At 38.6% G+C, this 16561-nt stretch carries 18 protein-coding genes; 8 read left to right on the top strand and 10 right to left on the bottom strand.

The window, feature by feature from the left end:
• Nucleotides 1-218: 218 nt before the first annotated feature.
• The 3 genes from CNQ82_RS10965 (at nt 219) to CNQ82_RS10955 (ending at nt 2583) form a co-directional block, all read left to right on the top strand.
• Nucleotides 219-1268 carry an LLM class flavin-dependent oxidoreductase gene (locus CNQ82_RS10965; RefSeq protein ID WP_123145273.1) on the top strand — a complete coding sequence of 350 codons (1050 nt, stop codon included), beginning with the start codon at nt 219-221 and terminating at the stop codon, nt 1266-1268.
• An 18-nt stretch (nt 1269-1286) separates the two neighbouring features.
• Nucleotides 1287-1652 carry a DoxX family protein gene (locus tag CNQ82_RS10960; RefSeq protein ID WP_123145272.1) on the top strand — a complete coding sequence of 122 codons (366 nt, stop codon included), beginning with the start codon at nt 1287-1289 and terminating at the stop codon, nt 1650-1652.
• Between the two features lie 574 nt (nt 1653-2226).
• The gene (locus tag CNQ82_RS10955; RefSeq protein ID WP_123145271.1) at nt 2227-2583 is read left to right on the top strand and encodes a transcriptional regulator, SarA/Rot family; all 357 of its coding nucleotides are present in this window, start codon (nt 2227-2229) and stop codon (nt 2581-2583) included.
• Between the two features lie 205 nt (nt 2584-2788).
• On the opposite strand, the gene CNQ82_RS10950 is transcribed toward CNQ82_RS10955, so the two are convergent.
• From CNQ82_RS10950 to CNQ82_RS10920, 7 genes are read right to left on the bottom strand one after another with little or no spacing between them, the layout of a single operon-like run.
• A complete protein-coding gene (locus tag CNQ82_RS10950; protein WP_420876471.1) occupies nt 2789-3631 on the bottom strand; it encodes an urease accessory protein UreD in 843 nt (280 codons plus the stop codon).
• Nucleotides 3628-4242, bottom strand: a complete 615-nt coding sequence (ureG, locus tag CNQ82_RS10945) for an urease accessory protein UreG (protein WP_123145269.1) — start codon at nt 4240-4242, stop codon at nt 3628-3630. The genes CNQ82_RS10950 and ureG overlap by 4 nt, the downstream gene beginning before the upstream one ends.
• Before the next feature lie 12 nt (nt 4243-4254).
• On the bottom strand, nt 4255-4944 hold the full coding sequence (locus CNQ82_RS10940) for an urease accessory protein UreF (protein WP_123145268.1): 690 nt from the start codon (nt 4942-4944) through the stop codon (nt 4255-4257).
• Nucleotides 4937-5389 carry an urease accessory protein UreE gene (gene ureE, locus CNQ82_RS10935; protein ID WP_123145267.1) on the bottom strand — a complete coding sequence of 151 codons (453 nt, stop codon included), beginning with the start codon at nt 5387-5389 and terminating at the stop codon, nt 4937-4939. The genes CNQ82_RS10940 and ureE overlap by 8 nt, the downstream gene beginning before the upstream one ends.
• A gap of 14 nt (nt 5390-5403) precedes the next feature.
• On the bottom strand, nt 5404-7119 hold the full coding sequence (ureC, locus tag CNQ82_RS10930; RefSeq protein ID WP_123145266.1) for an urease subunit alpha: 1716 nt from the start codon (nt 7117-7119) through the stop codon (nt 5404-5406).
• Nucleotides 7116-7529, bottom strand: a complete 414-nt coding sequence (locus CNQ82_RS10925) for an urease subunit beta (RefSeq protein ID WP_123145265.1) — start codon at nt 7527-7529, stop codon at nt 7116-7118. The genes ureC and CNQ82_RS10925 overlap by 4 nt, the downstream gene beginning before the upstream one ends.
• 17 nt (nt 7530-7546) lie before the next feature.
• The gene (locus CNQ82_RS10920; RefSeq protein ID WP_123145264.1) at nt 7547-7849 is read right to left on the bottom strand and encodes an urease subunit gamma; all 303 of its coding nucleotides are present in this window, start codon (nt 7847-7849) and stop codon (nt 7547-7549) included.
• 308 nt (nt 7850-8157) lie between these two features.
• Here CNQ82_RS10920 and yut point away from each other — a divergent pair, with 308 nt between their 5' ends.
• Nucleotides 8158-9099 carry an urea transporter gene (gene yut / locus CNQ82_RS10915; protein WP_123145263.1) on the top strand — a complete coding sequence of 314 codons (942 nt, stop codon included), beginning with the start codon at nt 8158-8160 and terminating at the stop codon, nt 9097-9099.
• Nucleotides 9100-9643: 544 nt separating this feature from the next.
• On the opposite strand, the gene CNQ82_RS10905 is transcribed toward yut, so the two are convergent.
• Both CNQ82_RS10905 and CNQ82_RS10900 read right to left on the bottom strand, forming a co-directional pair.
• Nucleotides 9644-10558 (bottom strand): ABC transporter substrate-binding protein, encoded by a 915-nt coding sequence (locus CNQ82_RS10905; protein ID WP_123145261.1) that lies wholly within the window; start codon nt 10556-10558, stop codon nt 9644-9646.
• A gap of 220 nt (nt 10559-10778) precedes the next feature.
• Nucleotides 10779-11927 (bottom strand): acyl-CoA dehydrogenase family protein, encoded by a 1149-nt coding sequence (locus tag CNQ82_RS10900; protein WP_123145260.1) that lies wholly within the window; start codon nt 11925-11927, stop codon nt 10779-10781.
• Nucleotides 11928-12148: 221 nt separating this feature from the next.
• Here CNQ82_RS10900 and CNQ82_RS10895 point away from each other — a divergent pair, with 221 nt between their 5' ends.
• From CNQ82_RS10895 to CNQ82_RS10885, 3 genes are all read left to right on the top strand, one after another.
• Entirely contained in the window at nt 12149-13093 is a 945-nt protein-coding gene (locus CNQ82_RS10895) for a nucleoside hydrolase (protein WP_123145259.1), read from the top strand.
• A gap of 99 nt (nt 13094-13192) precedes the next feature.
• Nucleotides 13193-13744 (top strand): biotin transporter BioY, encoded by a 552-nt coding sequence (locus tag CNQ82_RS10890; RefSeq protein ID WP_123145258.1) that lies wholly within the window; start codon nt 13193-13195, stop codon nt 13742-13744.
• 25 nt (nt 13745-13769) lie between these two features.
• Nucleotides 13770-14525: a GNAT family N-acetyltransferase gene (locus CNQ82_RS10885; RefSeq protein ID WP_206125363.1), complete on the top strand. Its 756-nt coding sequence runs from the start codon at nt 13770-13772 to the stop codon at nt 14523-14525.
• 25 nt (nt 14526-14550) lie between these two features.
• Here the strand turns inward: CNQ82_RS10885 and fdhD are convergent, their stop codons facing one another.
• The gene (gene fdhD / locus CNQ82_RS10880) at nt 14551-15375 is read right to left on the bottom strand and encodes a formate dehydrogenase accessory sulfurtransferase FdhD (protein ID WP_095103948.1); all 825 of its coding nucleotides are present in this window, start codon (nt 15373-15375) and stop codon (nt 14551-14553) included.
• A gap of 146 nt (nt 15376-15521) precedes the next feature.
• Here fdhD and CNQ82_RS10875 point away from each other — a divergent pair, with 146 nt between their 5' ends.
• Nucleotides 15522-16520, top strand: coding sequence for a LacI family DNA-binding transcriptional regulator (locus CNQ82_RS10875; RefSeq protein ID WP_123145257.1), 999 nt, complete (start codon nt 15522-15524; stop codon nt 16518-16520).
• Nucleotides 16521-16561: the final 41 nt, after the last annotated feature.

The following is a 16561-nucleotide window of genomic DNA, read 5'->3' as shown; positions in this document are numbered from 1 at the left end:
CGGAAGTCTGAATGTTATAAAATACTATCAATTTTGTTATGTAGATCTGTAATAAGGTCTCTTTTTTATGTTTAGAAATAAAAATAGCTTTGAATTGATTTTTTACATTTATATTGAAGAAACACGTCAAAATAGCTGGAAGAACTTAAAATATTGACTTAATAATATGAAAAGGGTATGATTCAGGTATAAAAAATATACCTAGTGAGGTGAAATGTATGAAACTCGAAATTGGAATGACTTCTTTTGCAGATACCAATGAAATCCACACTGAAAATGGCGTGCAAGAAAAGTTATCAGCTGATCAGAGAATTCGTAACATAGTAGAAGAAATACAACTTGCAGATGAGGTAGGCCTTGATATTTATGGTTTAGGTGAACATCATCGTTCTGATTATGCGGTTTCAGATCCGGTAACCGTCTTAGCTGCTGCAGCTTCTTTAACACAACGTATTCGTTTAAGTTCCGCTGTAACGGTATTATCTTCCGATGACCCTGTACGTGTATACGAACGCTTTGCAACTTTAGATGCAGTTTCTAACGGACGAGCTGAAATTATGGTAGGACGTGGCTCTTTTATCGAGTCTTTTCCATTATTCGGTTACGATTTGGATGATTATGATACACTTTTTGTGGAGAAATTAGAGTTGTTGAAACAAATCAATCAGCATGAAATTGTTTCTTGGCAAGGTAGCTTGCGACCTGCAATCGATGAACGTGGTGTATATCCACGAGCTGTACAAAAAGAAATACCGATTTGGTTAGCCACAGGCGGTACACCAGAATCTTCTATAAGAGCAGCTGAATTCGGTTTGCCGATTACTTATGCGATTATAGGCGGCAATCCAAGACGCTTTAAACGAAACATTGCCATGTACAGAGCAGTGGCTGAATCAAGAGGATTTAATTTAGCAGATATGCCTGTAGCGGTTCATTCTTGGGGTTATATTGCAGACACAGATGAACAAGCGCAACAAGAATTTTATACACCGACGAAAATACACCATGAAATTATTGCAAAAGAACGCAACTGGCCTCCATATACTGAAGAACATTTTCAACGAGAAATCAGCGATCAAGGCGCAATGTTCGTCGGCAGTCCAGAAACGGTGGCGCGTAAAATGATTGATATCATAGAAACATTAGGAATTAACCGTTTTATGTTGCACATTCCTGTCGGTTCCATGCCTCACGAACGTGTAATGAAAGCAATTAAACTTTATGGAAAAAGGGTAAAACCCATAGTAGAGGATTATTTCAATAATTAATTAAAGGAGTATCACATTATGTTATTACGCTATTTAAACAATATTAAAGTTGGTAAAGAATTATTACAAGCATCAGAACCTAAAATAAAAGGTAACCCACAAATGAAAGAAACTTTCGAAAATGTTTTTGGATTGCCTGGTAATATGGTAACTGTAGCAGGGACAATCGAAGCTACAAGTGGCCTTTTATTCTTACTAAGCTTTGGTAATAAAAAAATGACACGTATTGCGACAGTATTAACATTCGGAGTGTTAAGCGTTGCAGCATATAAACACTATGAAGCAGGACATGGTAAAGCAGGCGCACAACATGCATTAGATTTAATGAAACTTGCAGGTTTATCTACATTAGATACAATCTCATTACCAAGCTGCAAAAAATAATTGTTGGATATAAAGGTAAGAGGAACTGGGGCATTGTTTTGTCTTAGTTCCTCTTTTTCTATTTTGCAGAGCAATTTGAGGCTGGGTTTGGGATGTTGCTTAGTTAGGGAGAACAATTATCTGTGGGGTAGGAGCAGAGGAGTGGAGATGTTGGTTGTAGTGTCTAGGTGGTGGCCTCGAGCCCCGACACTTTCGCCTGCAAAAAACGAATATCACTTCACTGTTAGCTTAACTCATCTCATTTACCCACATCAGTACATTTTATATTCAAATCACTACTGCCAGTTCAAGAAGCAGAAGTTGAAATATTATTTTGTACCTACGTCTGTTTTACTTTATTTTTGTTTGAATATCTTGAAGCATTTAATTCGAGATAGTCAGAGGATTTCAAATTACAATAATAATAACTGATGTGAGAGAGGGGATTTTGGAGCAACGGTTTATTAAATTTCAAAAATAAATGGATTATTATAGAAAAATGTTATAGAATGATTCATATAACCGAACTTCAATCAAAATTTATTTGTTAATTCACCTAACATCTTGAAACAACACCATGAAGGAGTGAATTCCAATGACAGAAAAAATAGTTATTAATGACCTTCCGAAATTTGTCAAAGTTGCTCAAAAGGTAAGAGAAATTAATGGACACATTAAAAGTGAACATCAAATTTCGTTTGAAGAGTTATTTATCTTAAACTATATCGAAAGTAGCGAAAAAGATCGTTCTGAATTTAACGTTAAGGAAATTATTCAATTATCGAATCTTAAACCATATTTTATTTCCAAAGCGATTCAAAAATTAAAAGAACGTAATTTGCTAAGTAAAAAAAGAAACAAAAATGACGAGAGAACCGTCATTTTAGTTATTGATGAAAATCAACGCAAAGAAATTGATGCACTATGTGCAGATATCGGTAAAATTTTTTAAGTTTAAAAATTAATTACTAAAAAATACAAAAACAAGTAGTTAGAGAATTAGGATAGAGAGAGAAAGTAAGTAAATTTTGAATGGGTTAGGAAACTTTCATTATAAGTGACGGGGGAACGTCCTTGTTGACGCACTTATTATCGAAAGGGTATATAAGTAAAAGCTGTCCAACAATCAAGTGAAAAGTTGGACAGCTTTTTTGCATTTAATATTTTCTTAAAAAATTGACTTCACGATTATAAAATTGTTGTACTACTTTAATTTGTACTTCTTTCAGAATAGCTTCGATGAGGTCTGTTTGCTGTGCTAAAATACGGATTGCTAAGCCGTGGGTCGCAAGCTCAGTAATACCGATTCTACATTGATTGTCTGTTAAAAATGATTTCATTATCTCATACAATTCATCAATGGTTTGTTTTGTAATATCCGGATGAATAAAATAACAAGAAACTAAATGCGTATAACCTTCCATATAGCCTAACGCATCAACCTTATTTTTACTAGGATCTAACAGCATATTATCAAATACCACGAGTTCGTCATCTACAAAAATTTCATTCAATAAGTGAAGTGAATCATAAGTAAAGTGACGTTCATCTGGAGAATAACCCGGTGTTAAAATATCAGTGTAAAACATAGCGGCTGTTTGCGCTAAATGAAACTGATTATGCTGATAAAAGTTAGCGTCTTTATAGGCAATAATCGGGTCACCGACATATTCTAAGTAGGCATTGTCTTCAATGTGAAAGTTTTGATACTGCTCAACATGATCTTTTAAAGTTTTATAAATTTTAGTGGCGCCTTGAGATGTGAGTGTCACAGCTGCATTTTCTTGGACACGTACATTCAATTTATAACGGTCACCATCTAAATAACCGCCGCCGACATTTACAATATAGAAAGTCGGAATATCCGACCCATTTAAATAAATAGGGCGGATGACTTTCAAGGCTTTTTCGAAAAAGATATCTCGAGCAACAGACCGTTCACCATCATGAAAGATAGACAGGTTGAGTTGTCCTGTCCATTCTGGTTCTTTAGACATCAGGCTAATCCTTTAAGTAATACATCACGTTCAATCCATTCAATCACTTGGTCTAAACCGTCTTCAGTTTTTAAATTAGTGAAAGTGAAAGGACGATTGCCGCGGAAAGTATTGGTATCTTCAGCCATTTGGTCTAAAGAAGCGCCGACATAAGGAGCTAAATCTGTCTTGTTAATAACGAAGAAGTCAGATTTAATCATACCTTGTCCGCCTTTACGCGGGATTTTTTCACCTTGTGCAACGTCAATAATATAAATAGAGAAGTCAACTAATTCCGGACTGAAAGTAGCTGCTAAGTTGTCGCCGCCTGATTCAATAAAGATTAAATCTAAGTCACCATGGCGTTCCATTAATTCATCGATAGCAGCAAAGTTCATAGAGGCATCTTCACGAATAGCCGTATGCGGACATCCTCCTGTTTCGACTCCGATAATACGATCAGCAGGCAATACACCTGTATTGACTAAGATTTTTTCGTCTTCTTTAGTATAAATATCATTTGTAATAACGCCGATGCTCATATCTTTAGACAAATGTCTGACAAGTTTTTCGACGAGTTCAGTTTTTCCTGCGCCAACAGGTCCACCGATTCCAATTTTAATAGGTTGAGTCATCAATTATTCCTCCTATGAAATAAAAATTCTGACATTAACGTTTTCATGCTCCATCTGATTCATTTCTAAACCAGGAGCTGTGATACCGAATTCTGATTCTGCAAGTTCAAAGATATGGTCTCTGGTATTTTTCATGAAAGTAATCATATCTGTAACTACACGTTGCCCAGCAGTTTGCCCAAGCGGAATAGCTCTCACGGCATTTTGCGTCAACGCTGAAACATTTTGATACAGATAGTAATCTATAATCATTTCAATATCAATGCCAAGGAAATGGCCGAGCATTGTAAAGCAAATCGCAGGATGCAATTTCACTTGTTTTGCTTGATACTCTGCTTCGTACCACTGTATCCACTGGCTGTCATATAATTCATTCGCAAGTTTTACCATGCGTGTACCCATTTGTTTAGTACCTGTACGTGTCTCTCTAGGTACATTTTGTACGAAGAGCATGCGATCTAAACGTAAGATTTTCTCAGTATCATTTTGATTTAAGGCTTCGTACACGAGACGGATTGCTAACCCGTCAGCATATGTTAATTGTTCACTTAAAAAGAGTCTCAACCATTCTTTAAAGGTTTCTTCATCATGCACTGTACCGCGTTGAATATAAGTTTCAAGCCCGAAAGAATGGCTAAACGCACCTGTAGGAAATTGAGAGTCGCAAAATTGAAACAATCTTAAAGCTTGATGATCAATCATGTGAATGTCCGATATGTCTGAATGCTTTGTTGACTTTGCGATCTTCTCGTTTGTAAGGAATACCTAGTGATTTCAATAAATCTTCAACTAGATAATCGTATTGCACAAGCATTTCATTTTCAGTAAATTGTGCAGGTAAGTGGCGATTGCCGAGTTGATGCGCAATATCTCCCATTTCCTTCAAAGAACGCGGTTGTATCACTAAGAGGTCTTCAGAATTGACATCTACTACAATCATATTATGGTCATCTTGATAGAGGATATCTCCATATTCTAAATCTACAGGATTTTTTAAGCGAATACCGATTTCATTGCCATGGTCTGTAGTGACACGTTGTATTCTTTTTACTAAATCAGAATTTTCAAGGTAGACTTTTTCCATATGCTTTTGTTTCTCTTCTGGTGAAAGGTTAGCAATATTGCCAACAATTTCTTCTATAATCATTAATACTCTACCTCCTAGAATAAGAAGTAACGTTGTGCAAGCGGCAATTCTTTTGCAGGTTCGCTAGTAATTAATTTGCCGTCTACGAATACTTCATAAGTTTGCGGGTCGACATCGAGTTTAGGTGTTTCACCATTATTTTTCATATCTTTCTTAGTCAGTTTACGAATACCTTTGACCGGTCTTACCATACGGTGCAAGGACAATTGACGTTCGATATCGTTCATATATGCAATATTAGAAACGAATGTGATACTCGTGCCTGTTAAATTACCGCCGTATTGACCGTACATTTTACGATATTTTAAAGGTTCGGAAGTAGGGATAGAACCATTTGCATCACCATTGACTGCAGTATTGATCATACCGCCTTTAAGGACCATTTCAGGTTTGACCCCGAAGAACGCTGGGTCCCAAATCACAAGGTCTGCAAGTTTGCCTTCTTCAATTGAACCGACATATTCAGAAATACCGTGTGTAATAGCAGGGTTGATTGTATATTTAGCAATATAACGTTTGATACGATTGTTATCATTATACTCTTGGTCGCCGTCTAAATAGCCGCGTTGTTCTTTCATACGGTGTGCAACTTGCCAAGTACGTGTAATCACTTCGCCGACACGTCCCATTGCTTGAGAGTCGGAGCTGACCATACTGAAGACACCCATATCTTGCAGTACGTCTTCGGCTGCAATGGTTTCTTTTCTAATACGAGAATCTGCGAATGCCACATCTTCAGGGATAGAAGCATTCAAGTGGTGAGTAATCATAACCATATCTAAATGTTCGTCTATTGTATTGACTGTGTAAGGGAGTGTTGGATTAGTAGATGAAGGAAGGACATTCGGATAGCTTGCAGATTTAATTAAATCTGGAGCATGGCCGCCGCCTGCACCTTCTGTGTGATACATATGAATCACACGGTCATTGATCGCTTTCATTGTATCTTCCATGAAACCTGCTTCATTCAAAGTATCTGCGTGCAAAGCAATTTGTACATCATAATCATCTGCTACATCTAAGGCATGACTTAAAGCGGATGGAGTAGCACCCCAGTCTTCGTGGACTTTCAGACCGATAGCGCCTGCGTGGATTTGTTCAATTAAAGCAGTATGGTTATGCGCTTGGCCTTTTCCTGTAAATCCAACATTAATTGGAAGGCCTTCAGCCGCTTCTAACATACGATGGATATGCCAAGGACCTGGCGCAACAGTTGTAGCTTTGGCACCTTCAGAAGCACCCGTACCGCCTCCGATATGCGTAGTAACACCACTTTCGAGCGCTACATAAGCTTGTTCAGGGTTGATAAAGTGAACATGCGTATCAATACCGCCAGCTGTAATAATTTTACCTTCGCCAGAAATAATATCCGTAGAAGCACCGATAATTATATCGACATCATCCATAATATCTGGGTTGCCAGCTTTACCGTATTTCATAATATAGCCGTTTTTAATACCTAAATCTGCTTTATAAACTTTGTCATAATCAATAATGACAGCATTTGTGATGACTGTATCTGCAACATAGCGATCATCACGTGTCACGTTTGGGTTTTGCGCCATACCGTCACGCACTGATTTTCCCCCGCCGAATGTTGCTTCGTCCCCATAGTTTGCAAAGTCTTTTTCAATTGTCGCAAATAAATTTGTATCCCCTAAGCGGATAGCATCGCCGATAGTGGGACCGTACAAACTTGTATATTGAGATTGTGTCATTTTAAAACTCATCGATTATACCCACTTTCTTTATTCGCATTTTGTTTACCGGCATCATTTTTAGCGCCAGCATTCGGATGACCATTTTCCACTCGGAAGACACGTTCTTCATCGATTGCGCCATTCACTAAACCTCGGAATCCATAGATGCGGCGTTTGCCATTGTATTCCACAAGCTGTACTTTCTTTTCATCCCCAGGTTCGAATCTTACAGCTGCACCAGCAGGAATATCTAAGTGTTTTCCATAGGCTTTTTCTCTATCGAATTTCAAACCTGTATTGGCTTCGAAAAAGTGATAATGAGAGCCGACTTGGATAGGGCGGTCACCAATGTTTTTAACCGTGATGACTGTTTCAGAATCGTCTGTACCTTTGTTGATTTCGATTTCAGTTTTCTTAACTATAATTTCACCAGGCTTCATCATGTTTGCCTCCTTTTTTAAACGATAGGGTGGTGTATTGTGATTAATTTCGTTCCATCAGGAAATGTTGCTTCAATCTCTAAATCAGGAATCATGTCAGAAACACCTTCCATGACATCATCCTTATTTAGAATTTGTCGGCCATAACTCATCAGTTCTGCGACAGTTTTGCCGTCTCTGGCACCTTCTAACATTTCATAACTGATAATTGCGACTGCTTCTGGATAATTTAATTTTAATCCGCGTGATTGGCGTCTGCGTGCTAAGTCGTTTGCTACAACAAGCATCAATTTATCTTGTTCACGTTGCGTGAAATGCACAATAAATCCCTTCTTTCAACCGTAATTTGAAAATATGTTGCTTATTTATTCTAAAACCATTCGATTTAATATACAAGAATTACCGCTCTGCATTTTAAAATAAAACTGTGCTTTGACAACAAAATAGTATAAAACACAACTAAAGTTTTAAATAATTATAATTAATTTTTTCATTTCTTTGAAAGATAATAAAATATACCCGATTTTCTATCCAAACAAACCAGCATAAATTATATAATGATTTTCAACTTGAATTATTTTTGGTAAAATCGATATGTTTACAAATCAATGAAATCAGGTGAAGTTGAATGCGCCAGTTTACACGCATCATATTAAAGAATATTTCACAAGTTATATTATTAGATAATATATGGACAGGACTATTTATCTTAATTGGATTATTTATCGGAAATTGGAAAGTAGGATTAGCCGCATTACTTTCCAGTATCCTTGCCTATTTCTTAGCACCTGTCACTAACTATTCCAAACAAGAAATCAACGATGGACTCGCAGGCTTCAACCCTGTGTTGACAGGAGTAGCATTAACCGTTTTCTTAGTTCCAGGTTGGAGAAGTATCATCATTACCTTGCTTGCAGTCATATTGACCATGCCTGTCGGAGCAGCCTTCAGAGCATTATTAAACCGCTTCGACTTGCCAATGTTGACGATGCCCTACGTATTCATCAGTTGGATGTTCCTCTTCATGTCATTCCAATTCGAATACGTTAACGCAGATGTCAGTATCTTGCCATCAGTCGTGAAAGAAATTCAATTTTCACATCAGTCTATTAACACTATCTTGACCTTCCTAGACGGATTCAGTGAAATTTTCTTAGTTAAAAGCGCAATAGGCGGCTTTATCATATTAATAGGTATCTTCATCGCATCTCGTAAAGCTGGCATCTTCGCAATTATCGCGAATATCATTGGTGTCATTGTCGTCATGATGTTCGGTGCTAACCATGACGAAATCAATGCTGGATTATATGGTTACAATGTGATCTTAGTCATTCTTGCACTAGGAGTAACTTTCAAAGAAGCATCAGTCTTCAACAAATACGCCAGCATGCTCTTCGGAATCATAATGACCGTCGTGATGCATGCAGGACTGGTCACTTGGCTGAAACCATTCGGCTTGCCAGTCTTCACCTTGCCGTTCATTGCAGCAACTTGGATGATGCTCCTAGCAGGAAAGAAAGCTGAAACAACCGAAGAAGCAGAAGAAGAAATCTATCCAGAAAATAAATAAGAAATTCAGAGAACAGGAGCAGGACATTTTGATGTTCTGACTCCTATTTTTTATTGTGCAGATTTGGGGAAAGAAAGACCTGGAGAGCGGGGGAGCGGGAAGAGTCGGCTTGATTGGTAGGGAAAACTTTGGAAAGCAAAAGCTAGCGAAGCGTTTATTGGCCACGTTTGCCGTCATCTTGTCCAATATATGAGTTTATTGGCCACGTTTGTGGTCATCTTGGCCGATATATGAGTTGATTGTCCACGTTTGCCGTCATCTTGTCCAATATATACATTTATTGAATATGAAGTGTCTAGAAAAGCATGTAATCTAGACACAAGTTTTTGAGAAGTGTCTAGAAAAGCATGTAATCTGGACACAAGTTTTTGAGAAGTGTCTAGAAAAGCATGTAATCTAGACCCAAGATTTTGAGAAGTGTCTAGATTCGCCCAGCATCGCCCAACCACTCCCAGCAATCCCCCGAACGCTTTCACACGCCCGCCACCTCCATAGCATATAGAAAAAGCCGGAACATCAAGTGTCCCGACTTTTTACAGTACAATTATTTCATGAATTTTTCTTTTAAATCTTTACGCATATAATCTAAAGTATATGGATCGTTGAACCAGTATGTTTTTGCATCAACTTTAAGTACGTGGTTGTCTTTTACTGCTGGCAAGTTTTTCCATAAGTTTGTTTGAGTGTAAGAAGGTTCTGCTTTGCCATCACGTGTTGAAACGATATAATCACCGGCATATTCAGGGATTTTCTCTTGTTTCACTTCAGCCCAGCCATCTTTTTTCACAAGTTCTTCTTGTTTAGCTGGCATTTTCAATCCGAATGCTTGGTAAATAACTTCGCCGCCACGACCCCAGTTAGGACCGTAAGTGTAAAGTTTTTTATCGAACTCATCTAATAGAGATACTGTTGAATCTTTGCCGATTTTATCTTTGATTTCTTTACCGTCTTTAGCAGTTTCTTTCTTCCAATCTTCAGTCCATTTCTTAGCTTTGTCTTCTTTATTCAACAATTTACCTAATTCAAGTTGTTGATCAAGGTATTTATGTTTCGCATAATCGAAGACTACAGTTGGAGCTGCTTTTTGATATTTTTTAATATTTTTATCAGTAGAGTAAACAATAATTAAATCTGGTTTTTGTTTGATAACTTTCTCAACATCTTCACTGCCAGTTGCGCCGATTTTTTCAACATTTTTAAATTTATCTTTTAACACTTTGCTGTCGTCAACTTGGCTATTGACAGCTACGATATTTCCACCTAATTTTTTCACGCCACCAGCATATGTAGGAGCTACAACCGCAATACGTTTAGGGTCTTTCGGAATATCAATCTTCTTACCATTGTCCATAGTGTATGAACGTGTTTCTTTCTTAGAGTCCTTTTTATCATCAGACTTGTTGCCGCAAGCAGCCAACACAAGTACTAAAACTATCAAAGGGATAAGCAATTTCTTCATTTATAATTTTCCTCCTAATTGAAAACCATTATCATTTATTCTCAATTATAAGGCCTCTTCTCCTATTACACAACATTTTTTTGTAAAAAATTGTATTCTATTAATTGTAGGCACCAAAAATAGTAGGTTATAAATGAAAAAACGAGTGAATAAAACCTATACACACAATAAAAAATGTGAGCAAGACATTCATCATGTCCCGCTCACTCGGCTATCTTAGTTAAAATAAATGAAGTTCAGATTTAGCAATATTTGTATAAGCAGCATCTTGCATCGGTGGATTATGCAGACCCGCGCGCATATCACGATAATAACGTTGAAGCGGACGCTCCATTTCCAAGCTCTTAGCACCCACAATGCGCATCGCAATGTCCACAACTTGCAAACCTTGATTCATCACTAATATTTTGCTGGCTGAAGTTTCATTCCACACAGGCGCCTCTGGAGATTCGTGATAAATACGAGCAGTTGACCATAAGAAACCGCGTGCAGATAACAGTAGCGACTCCATTTCACCGACAGATTGCTGCACAGTCGGCAAGTCAGCAATCGTACCTTCAATACTATTCGGACTGTGATGTTGCGCGAAATCTTTGGCGTAATCAGCAGCAGCTTGCGCAATACCTAAATAAACACTTGGGATATGCAGCATCCAGCCATTCGGACGTTTCGGACCTTTGCCAGCAACCTCCACAAAGTTTTCAGCAGGAATACGTACATCCTCCAACACTAAATCATGACTCTCAGTCGCACGCATCCCCATTACATTCCATGTTTCAGCGATAGACAAGCCGGGTGTGTCTTTTTCTACTAAAAAGAACCCGAATTGACCTGATGTCTCATCATAACCGCTGACCAAGAAATGCGTTAACGCAGGGCTCATAGAAGTAAACGTCTTCACACCATTTAAGATATAACTGTCTTGCTCTTTGATCGCATGTGTGGAAGGTTTGCCGCCACGCGTCGGACTACCAGTTTCCGCTTCACTCACCGCACGATTAATCAACGCACCCTCTTTAATTTCTTCCGCAAATTTCTCCAACAGCGGCTGCTCCCACATTTCCTCTGCATACAATTGTCCGACCACACTTAAATGCCACCCGATAGACAGAGCAGTGGCACCATCAATCTCACCTAAATAACTTTGTAAAATCACCATGTCTTCAATTGTGGCACCCTCGCCGCCATATTCCGTCGGCACCGTCAATAGGGTGTAGTCCTCCTTAACCAGCCAGTCGATATTTTCATAAGGAAACCTGCTCTCCAAATCATTCTTTTCCGAATGAGCTTGAAAGTCCGTTTTCACCTCACGGAATTTCTTCAGCCATTTACGCTGAATCTCTGTATGAATTAAACCTGATTCTAGCACGATACTACCTCCTCGTTGATTCGAAACTATTAAGTTTAGTGTATCACTCAGATTACGGGGTGGAAAGCAATTATGAATGATTGAAACCTTTCTGTCCGCTGCGCGAAAAAATTTAGACACAATTGCGCTGAAAATGCTTCTGCTGTTTAGCTTTGCAATTAAGGTGAAGAGTACCTAGAATAGAAGTATTGATAAATATAGAACATCACGGAGGATAATCAATGAAACCAGTTTACTTTGATCATGATGGCGGAGTGGATGATCTCGTTTCGCTATTTTTATTATTGCAAATGAAGGACCTGCGTTTAATTGGCGTCAGTGCAATCGGGGCTGATAGTTATTTAGAACCGGCAGTCAGCGCCTCACGTAAAATCATTAATCGGTTTTCAAATAGAGCATTAGACGTCGCGCCTTCTTATGAAAGAGGTAAGAATCCGTTCCCGAAAGAATGGCGAATGCATACTTTCTTTGTAGATGCTTTACCGATTTTGAACGAAAGCCGTATTGAACAACGCTCAGGTGAATCCGAACTTGAAGCCTATCAAGATATCATTGAGAAGGTTAATGAAAGCCCGGAGCCGGTAACGTTATTATTTACGGGCCCGTTAACGGATTTAGCGAAAGCTTTGCACACTGAGCCACATCTTTCGCATAATATTGAACGACTGGTCTGGATGGGCGGCACTTTCTTAACGAAAGGGAATGTCGAAGAACCGGAACATGATGGGACAGCTGAGTGGAATGCTTTTTGGGACCCCGAAGCAGTGCAGACGGTATTTGCCAGTGATATTCCTATTGATATGGTGGCTTTAGAAAGTACGAATCAAGTACCTTTAACGGTAGATGTACGTCAATATTGGGCGGATCGTCGTCATCATGTCGGTGTAGATTTCTTAGGAGTATGTTATGCAGCGGTGCCGCCGCTTACGCATTTTATTACTAATTCTACGTATTTCTTATGGGATGTCTTAACCACTGCCTTTGTAGGTAAGCCTGATTTGGTGAAATCTGAAGCGGTGCAAGTCGAAGTCATTCCGCATGGACCAAGTCAAGGGCGCACCGTCAAAGTAGTGGAAGGCGGCCGCACGGTCAATATTGTGAATGATGTAGATCGACATAGCTTCTTTGAATATATGACACATTTGGCGGAATCAGTTACAGAGTAGCGGAAAGAAAAATAATCCACTTTAAATGTAAACTTTATGTAAATCAAAGTTAACATTTATGGTATAATCTTTCTTGGATATATTTCAAGGAGGATTATTATGACTACCAAACACATTACATTTACAGCGATTATGACTGCAATTATAGCTTTGCTCGGCTTAGTACCGCCGATTCCTTTACCATTTATGCCAGTACCTATCGTTTTGCAAAACGTTGGCATTTTCTTAGCAGGTATTCTGTTAGGTAAGAAATACGGCACAATCAGTGTGATTGTATTCCTTATTTTAGCAGCTTGCGGCTTACCCGTTTTATCTGGCGGACGTGGCGGTATCGGAGTGTTTGCCGGACCATCTGCAGGATTTTTATTCTTGTATCCAGTTGTAGCATTCTTAATCGGCTGGTATCGCGACAGAACAATTGAGCGCATTAACTTTATTAAAATTTTCATTCCAGTTATTGTAGCAGGCGTACTACTTCTAGATATTCTTGGTACTTTGATTATGGGAATGATTACGAATATGCCACTCTCTAAAGCTTTCTTTTTATCATTTGTATTTATGCCAGGTGATATTGTGAAAGCTGTAATTGCTTCATTAATTGGAGCGGCGTTATTGAATCATACGCGATTCAAACAATTAATTCGTTTCTAAGTTTCAAGGAAAAGAGGAATCAGTTATGGTGCAACTTTCAATGGATTTAATAGAGGAAACAGGCGAAATTGCTTTTCAAGATGACGTGAAGACCGTTTATCTGACACCCGAAGAGCCTTTAACTTATTATTCAAACAAATGGGTTTATCATGAAATGCCTGAGTTCGAACAATGGTTGAAAGATGCAGAGACGCAATTACAACAACATCATGCACAGAGCAGTCATCATCTCATGTTTACTTTTCCAGAAAATACAGAGCTCTCTTTAAATTTTCAAGATTACTTGGAAAAAGAAAGCTATGAATTGGGGTTGATGGAAATGTATGCGATTGAAGCGGAAGCATTGAAAGGCGAGATTCCTGACACTTTAAAGATTGAATGGGTAGATGAAGACAATTTAGATGATTATTTAACGATTCATCGTACCTTTGCCCTTCAATTTGGGAAAGACTATGCTGATGAGTCAGAAAGAATGATTCGTAAGAACTTCCAAGATGAGCAGCAGGTCAAGCGTATCGTGGTTTACTATCAAAATCAGCCTGTGGGTTCATTAGATGCCATTGAAACTGAGCAGACGCTCGAAATCGATAGCTTTGGTGTGATTGAAAGTATGCGCCGTCAAGGAATAGGGCGTGCGATGCAAGCATTCGTTGCGGCTTATGCTGAGGGCAAACCTATTATTTTAGTAGCAGATGGGGAAGATACAGCGAAAGATATGTATATTAAACAAGGCTACACATTTATCAGTTATCGCTATCAAATATTAAAAGAAAACGCATAAAAAAGAAGCTGTGCTTTTACAAGAGTTACTCTTGCGAAGGCACAGCTTTAATACGTTCTGGATGACTATATACACTGAAGTTGCCATCTCTGCAAAAACCAATGGCTGTAATATTCAAATCATCTGCAAGTTTAACAGCTAAAGTCGTCGGCGCAGATTTAGATAAAATCACTCCGACACCGATTTTGGCCGCTTTGATTAAGATTTCCGAAGAAATTCGACCGCTGAAGATTAACACTTTATCACGTACTGGAATATGTCGTTCTAAACAGAAACCATAAAGTTTATCGAGCGCATTATGTCGTCCGATATCTTGGCGGTGTTCAAAGAATGTATCACCATCACTGATAGCAGCGTTATGCAATCCGCCTGTACGTTTAAATAATGTACTTGCACTTTGCAGACGGGTCATCATATTAACAACTTGTTGTGGTTGCAATGTGATATGCGACATGCTCGTTTTAGCGATTGCCGCATCATTATGGAAGTAAAACTCACGGCTTTTTCCGCAACAAGACGCAATCATACGCTTGGTGGAATATTCGAAGCGGTCGCCTAAATCTTTAGTGAGTTCTACATGCGCGAACCCTTTACTGTCATCAATTTGGATGGACTTTAGTTCACTGCGTTTCAGTATTGCCCCTTCAGACGCTAAAAAGCCCAGAACCAATTCTTCCATGTGGTCTGGACTGCAGATGACAGTCGCAAACTCTTCTCCATTGACCATAATTGTTAAAGGGAATTCAGTTACGTAACTGTCAGTTGTTTCGAACAACTTTCCATCTTCATAACGGACAATGTGTTGATCCGTCATTACATCTATATCATTATTTTGTATATCTTTGTTCATAAGCATTGACTCCTCATTAAAAGACTATACTATATTCTTCCACTTTTCAAAAAAGATTTGCATAATTTAAGAAAGTATATCAAATTTTAGTTGTGAGACGATTAAGATGATAGTAAACTTAAAGTAAACAAAAGGAGGTCAGGTGGATGGCGAGTATCAGAGCAATTGCAAAAGCAGCTGGCGTGAGTCCGGGAACAGTTTCTCGCGTGTTGAATGAAGACCCGACTTTATCTGTGGCTGATACGACTAGAGCACGTATTCTTAAGACAGCAGAAGAAATGTCCTATCAGAAAACGGAACGGCTGAATCGGCAAGTGCAAATTATTACCTATGCTTCGAGACGCAGAGAAATGGCAGATCCCTTTCATAGAGAATTGAGACTTGCGATTGAGACAGAAATCAATCGTTTAAATTTAACTTTAAAGAAAACGATTCGGGTTGAACCAGGAATGAAGAAACAAGATTGGTCAGAAGTCAAAAAGGCAGGCGCACTCTTAGTTATCGGGCATTTTTCACAAGCAGCCCTGAAAGAAATTTATCAGTATAATCCTAATATAGTAGTGATTAACAATCCTGAAACACCAGACTACATGGATGCAGTTTATTCAGATTTACAGAAAACGACACTGCAACTGCTTGATAGAATTAGACAGACGCATCCTAAAGCACATATTGCTTACTTCGGAGGCATGCGAGAAGAAACCTCCTTAACAGGTGAGACAAGTTATGAGAGCGACGCACGTTATCAGGCTTATATGCAATGGTGCGAAGACCATAACGAGACACCGGATAGCCATCTCATAGGTTGGACGCGTGAAGATGGAGAACAAGAAATTGAATCTATAACTCAATTGCCGGATGTTGTACTAGCTGGCAATGATATGGTTGCTATCGGCGTCATTCAAGGATTGCAGAAATTAGGCAAGCAAGTTCCAGACGAGGTAAGTGTCATCGGCTTCAATGATTTAGAGGTCAATCAATATGTCACACCTTCTTTGACAAGTGTGCAAATTGATATTGAACAATTTGGAAAGAGTGCGGTTGCGATGGCTGAAGACAGAATTAAAAAAGCACGTGCTAATGCTCTGCATACACTAGTACAAACACGCTTGATAGTCCGTCAGTCATACTCTGAAAAAGAATGAAAAAATATTTTGACAAAACATTTAGTAAACAGATAAACTTT

It is taken from the genome of Staphylococcus debuckii (assembly GCF_003718735.1).
Taxonomy (GTDB): Bacteria; Bacillota; Bacilli; order Staphylococcales; family Staphylococcaceae; genus Staphylococcus; species Staphylococcus debuckii.
The sequence above is the reverse complement of the archived record's forward strand: the minus strand, read 5'-3'. Positions and strand labels throughout refer to the sequence as shown.

Bases quoted from the DNA above. Each gene is read 5' to 3' on its own strand.
- ureC (WP_123145266.1), bottom strand. From the start codon at position 7,119: ATGAGTTTTAAAATGACACAATCTCAATATACAAGTTTGTACGGTCCC.
- CNQ82_RS10895 (WP_123145259.1), top strand. From the start codon at position 12,149: ATGAAACCAGTTTACTTTGATCATGATGGCGGAGTGGATGATCTCGTT.
- CNQ82_RS10875 (WP_123145257.1), top strand. From the start codon at position 15,522: ATGGCGAGTATCAGAGCAATTGCAAAAGCAGCTGGCGTGAGTCCGGGA.
- CNQ82_RS10905 (WP_123145261.1), bottom strand. From the start codon at position 10,558: ATGAAGAAATTGCTTATCCCTTTGATAGTTTTAGTACTTGTGTTGGCT.
- CNQ82_RS10940 (WP_123145268.1), bottom strand. From the start codon at position 4,944: ATGATTGATCATCAAGCTTTAAGATTGTTTCAATTTTGCGACTCTCAA.
- CNQ82_RS10965 (WP_123145273.1), top strand. From the start codon at position 219: ATGAAACTCGAAATTGGAATGACTTCTTTTGCAGATACCAATGAAATC.
- ureE (WP_123145267.1), bottom strand. From the start codon at position 5,389: ATGATTATAGAAGAAATTGTTGGCAATATTGCTAACCTTTCACCAGAA.
- fdhD (WP_095103948.1), bottom strand. From the start codon at position 15,375: ATGAACAAAGATATACAAAATAATGATATAGATGTAATGACGGATCAA.
- ureG (WP_123145269.1), bottom strand. From the start codon at position 4,242: ATGACTCAACCTATTAAAATTGGAATCGGTGGACCTGTTGGCGCAGGA.
- CNQ82_RS10890 (WP_123145258.1), top strand. From the start codon at position 13,193: ATGACTACCAAACACATTACATTTACAGCGATTATGACTGCAATTATA.
- CNQ82_RS10960 (WP_123145272.1), top strand. From the start codon at position 1,287: ATGTTATTACGCTATTTAAACAATATTAAAGTTGGTAAAGAATTATTA.
- CNQ82_RS10885 (WP_206125363.1), top strand. From the start codon at position 13,770: ATGGTGCAACTTTCAATGGATTTAATAGAGGAAACAGGCGAAATTGCT.
- CNQ82_RS10955 (WP_123145271.1), top strand. From the start codon at position 2,227: ATGACAGAAAAAATAGTTATTAATGACCTTCCGAAATTTGTCAAAGTT.
- CNQ82_RS10925 (WP_123145265.1), bottom strand. From the start codon at position 7,529: ATGAAGCCTGGTGAAATTATAGTTAAGAAAACTGAAATCGAAATCAAC.
- yut (WP_123145263.1), top strand. From the start codon at position 8,158: ATGCGCCAGTTTACACGCATCATATTAAAGAATATTTCACAAGTTATA.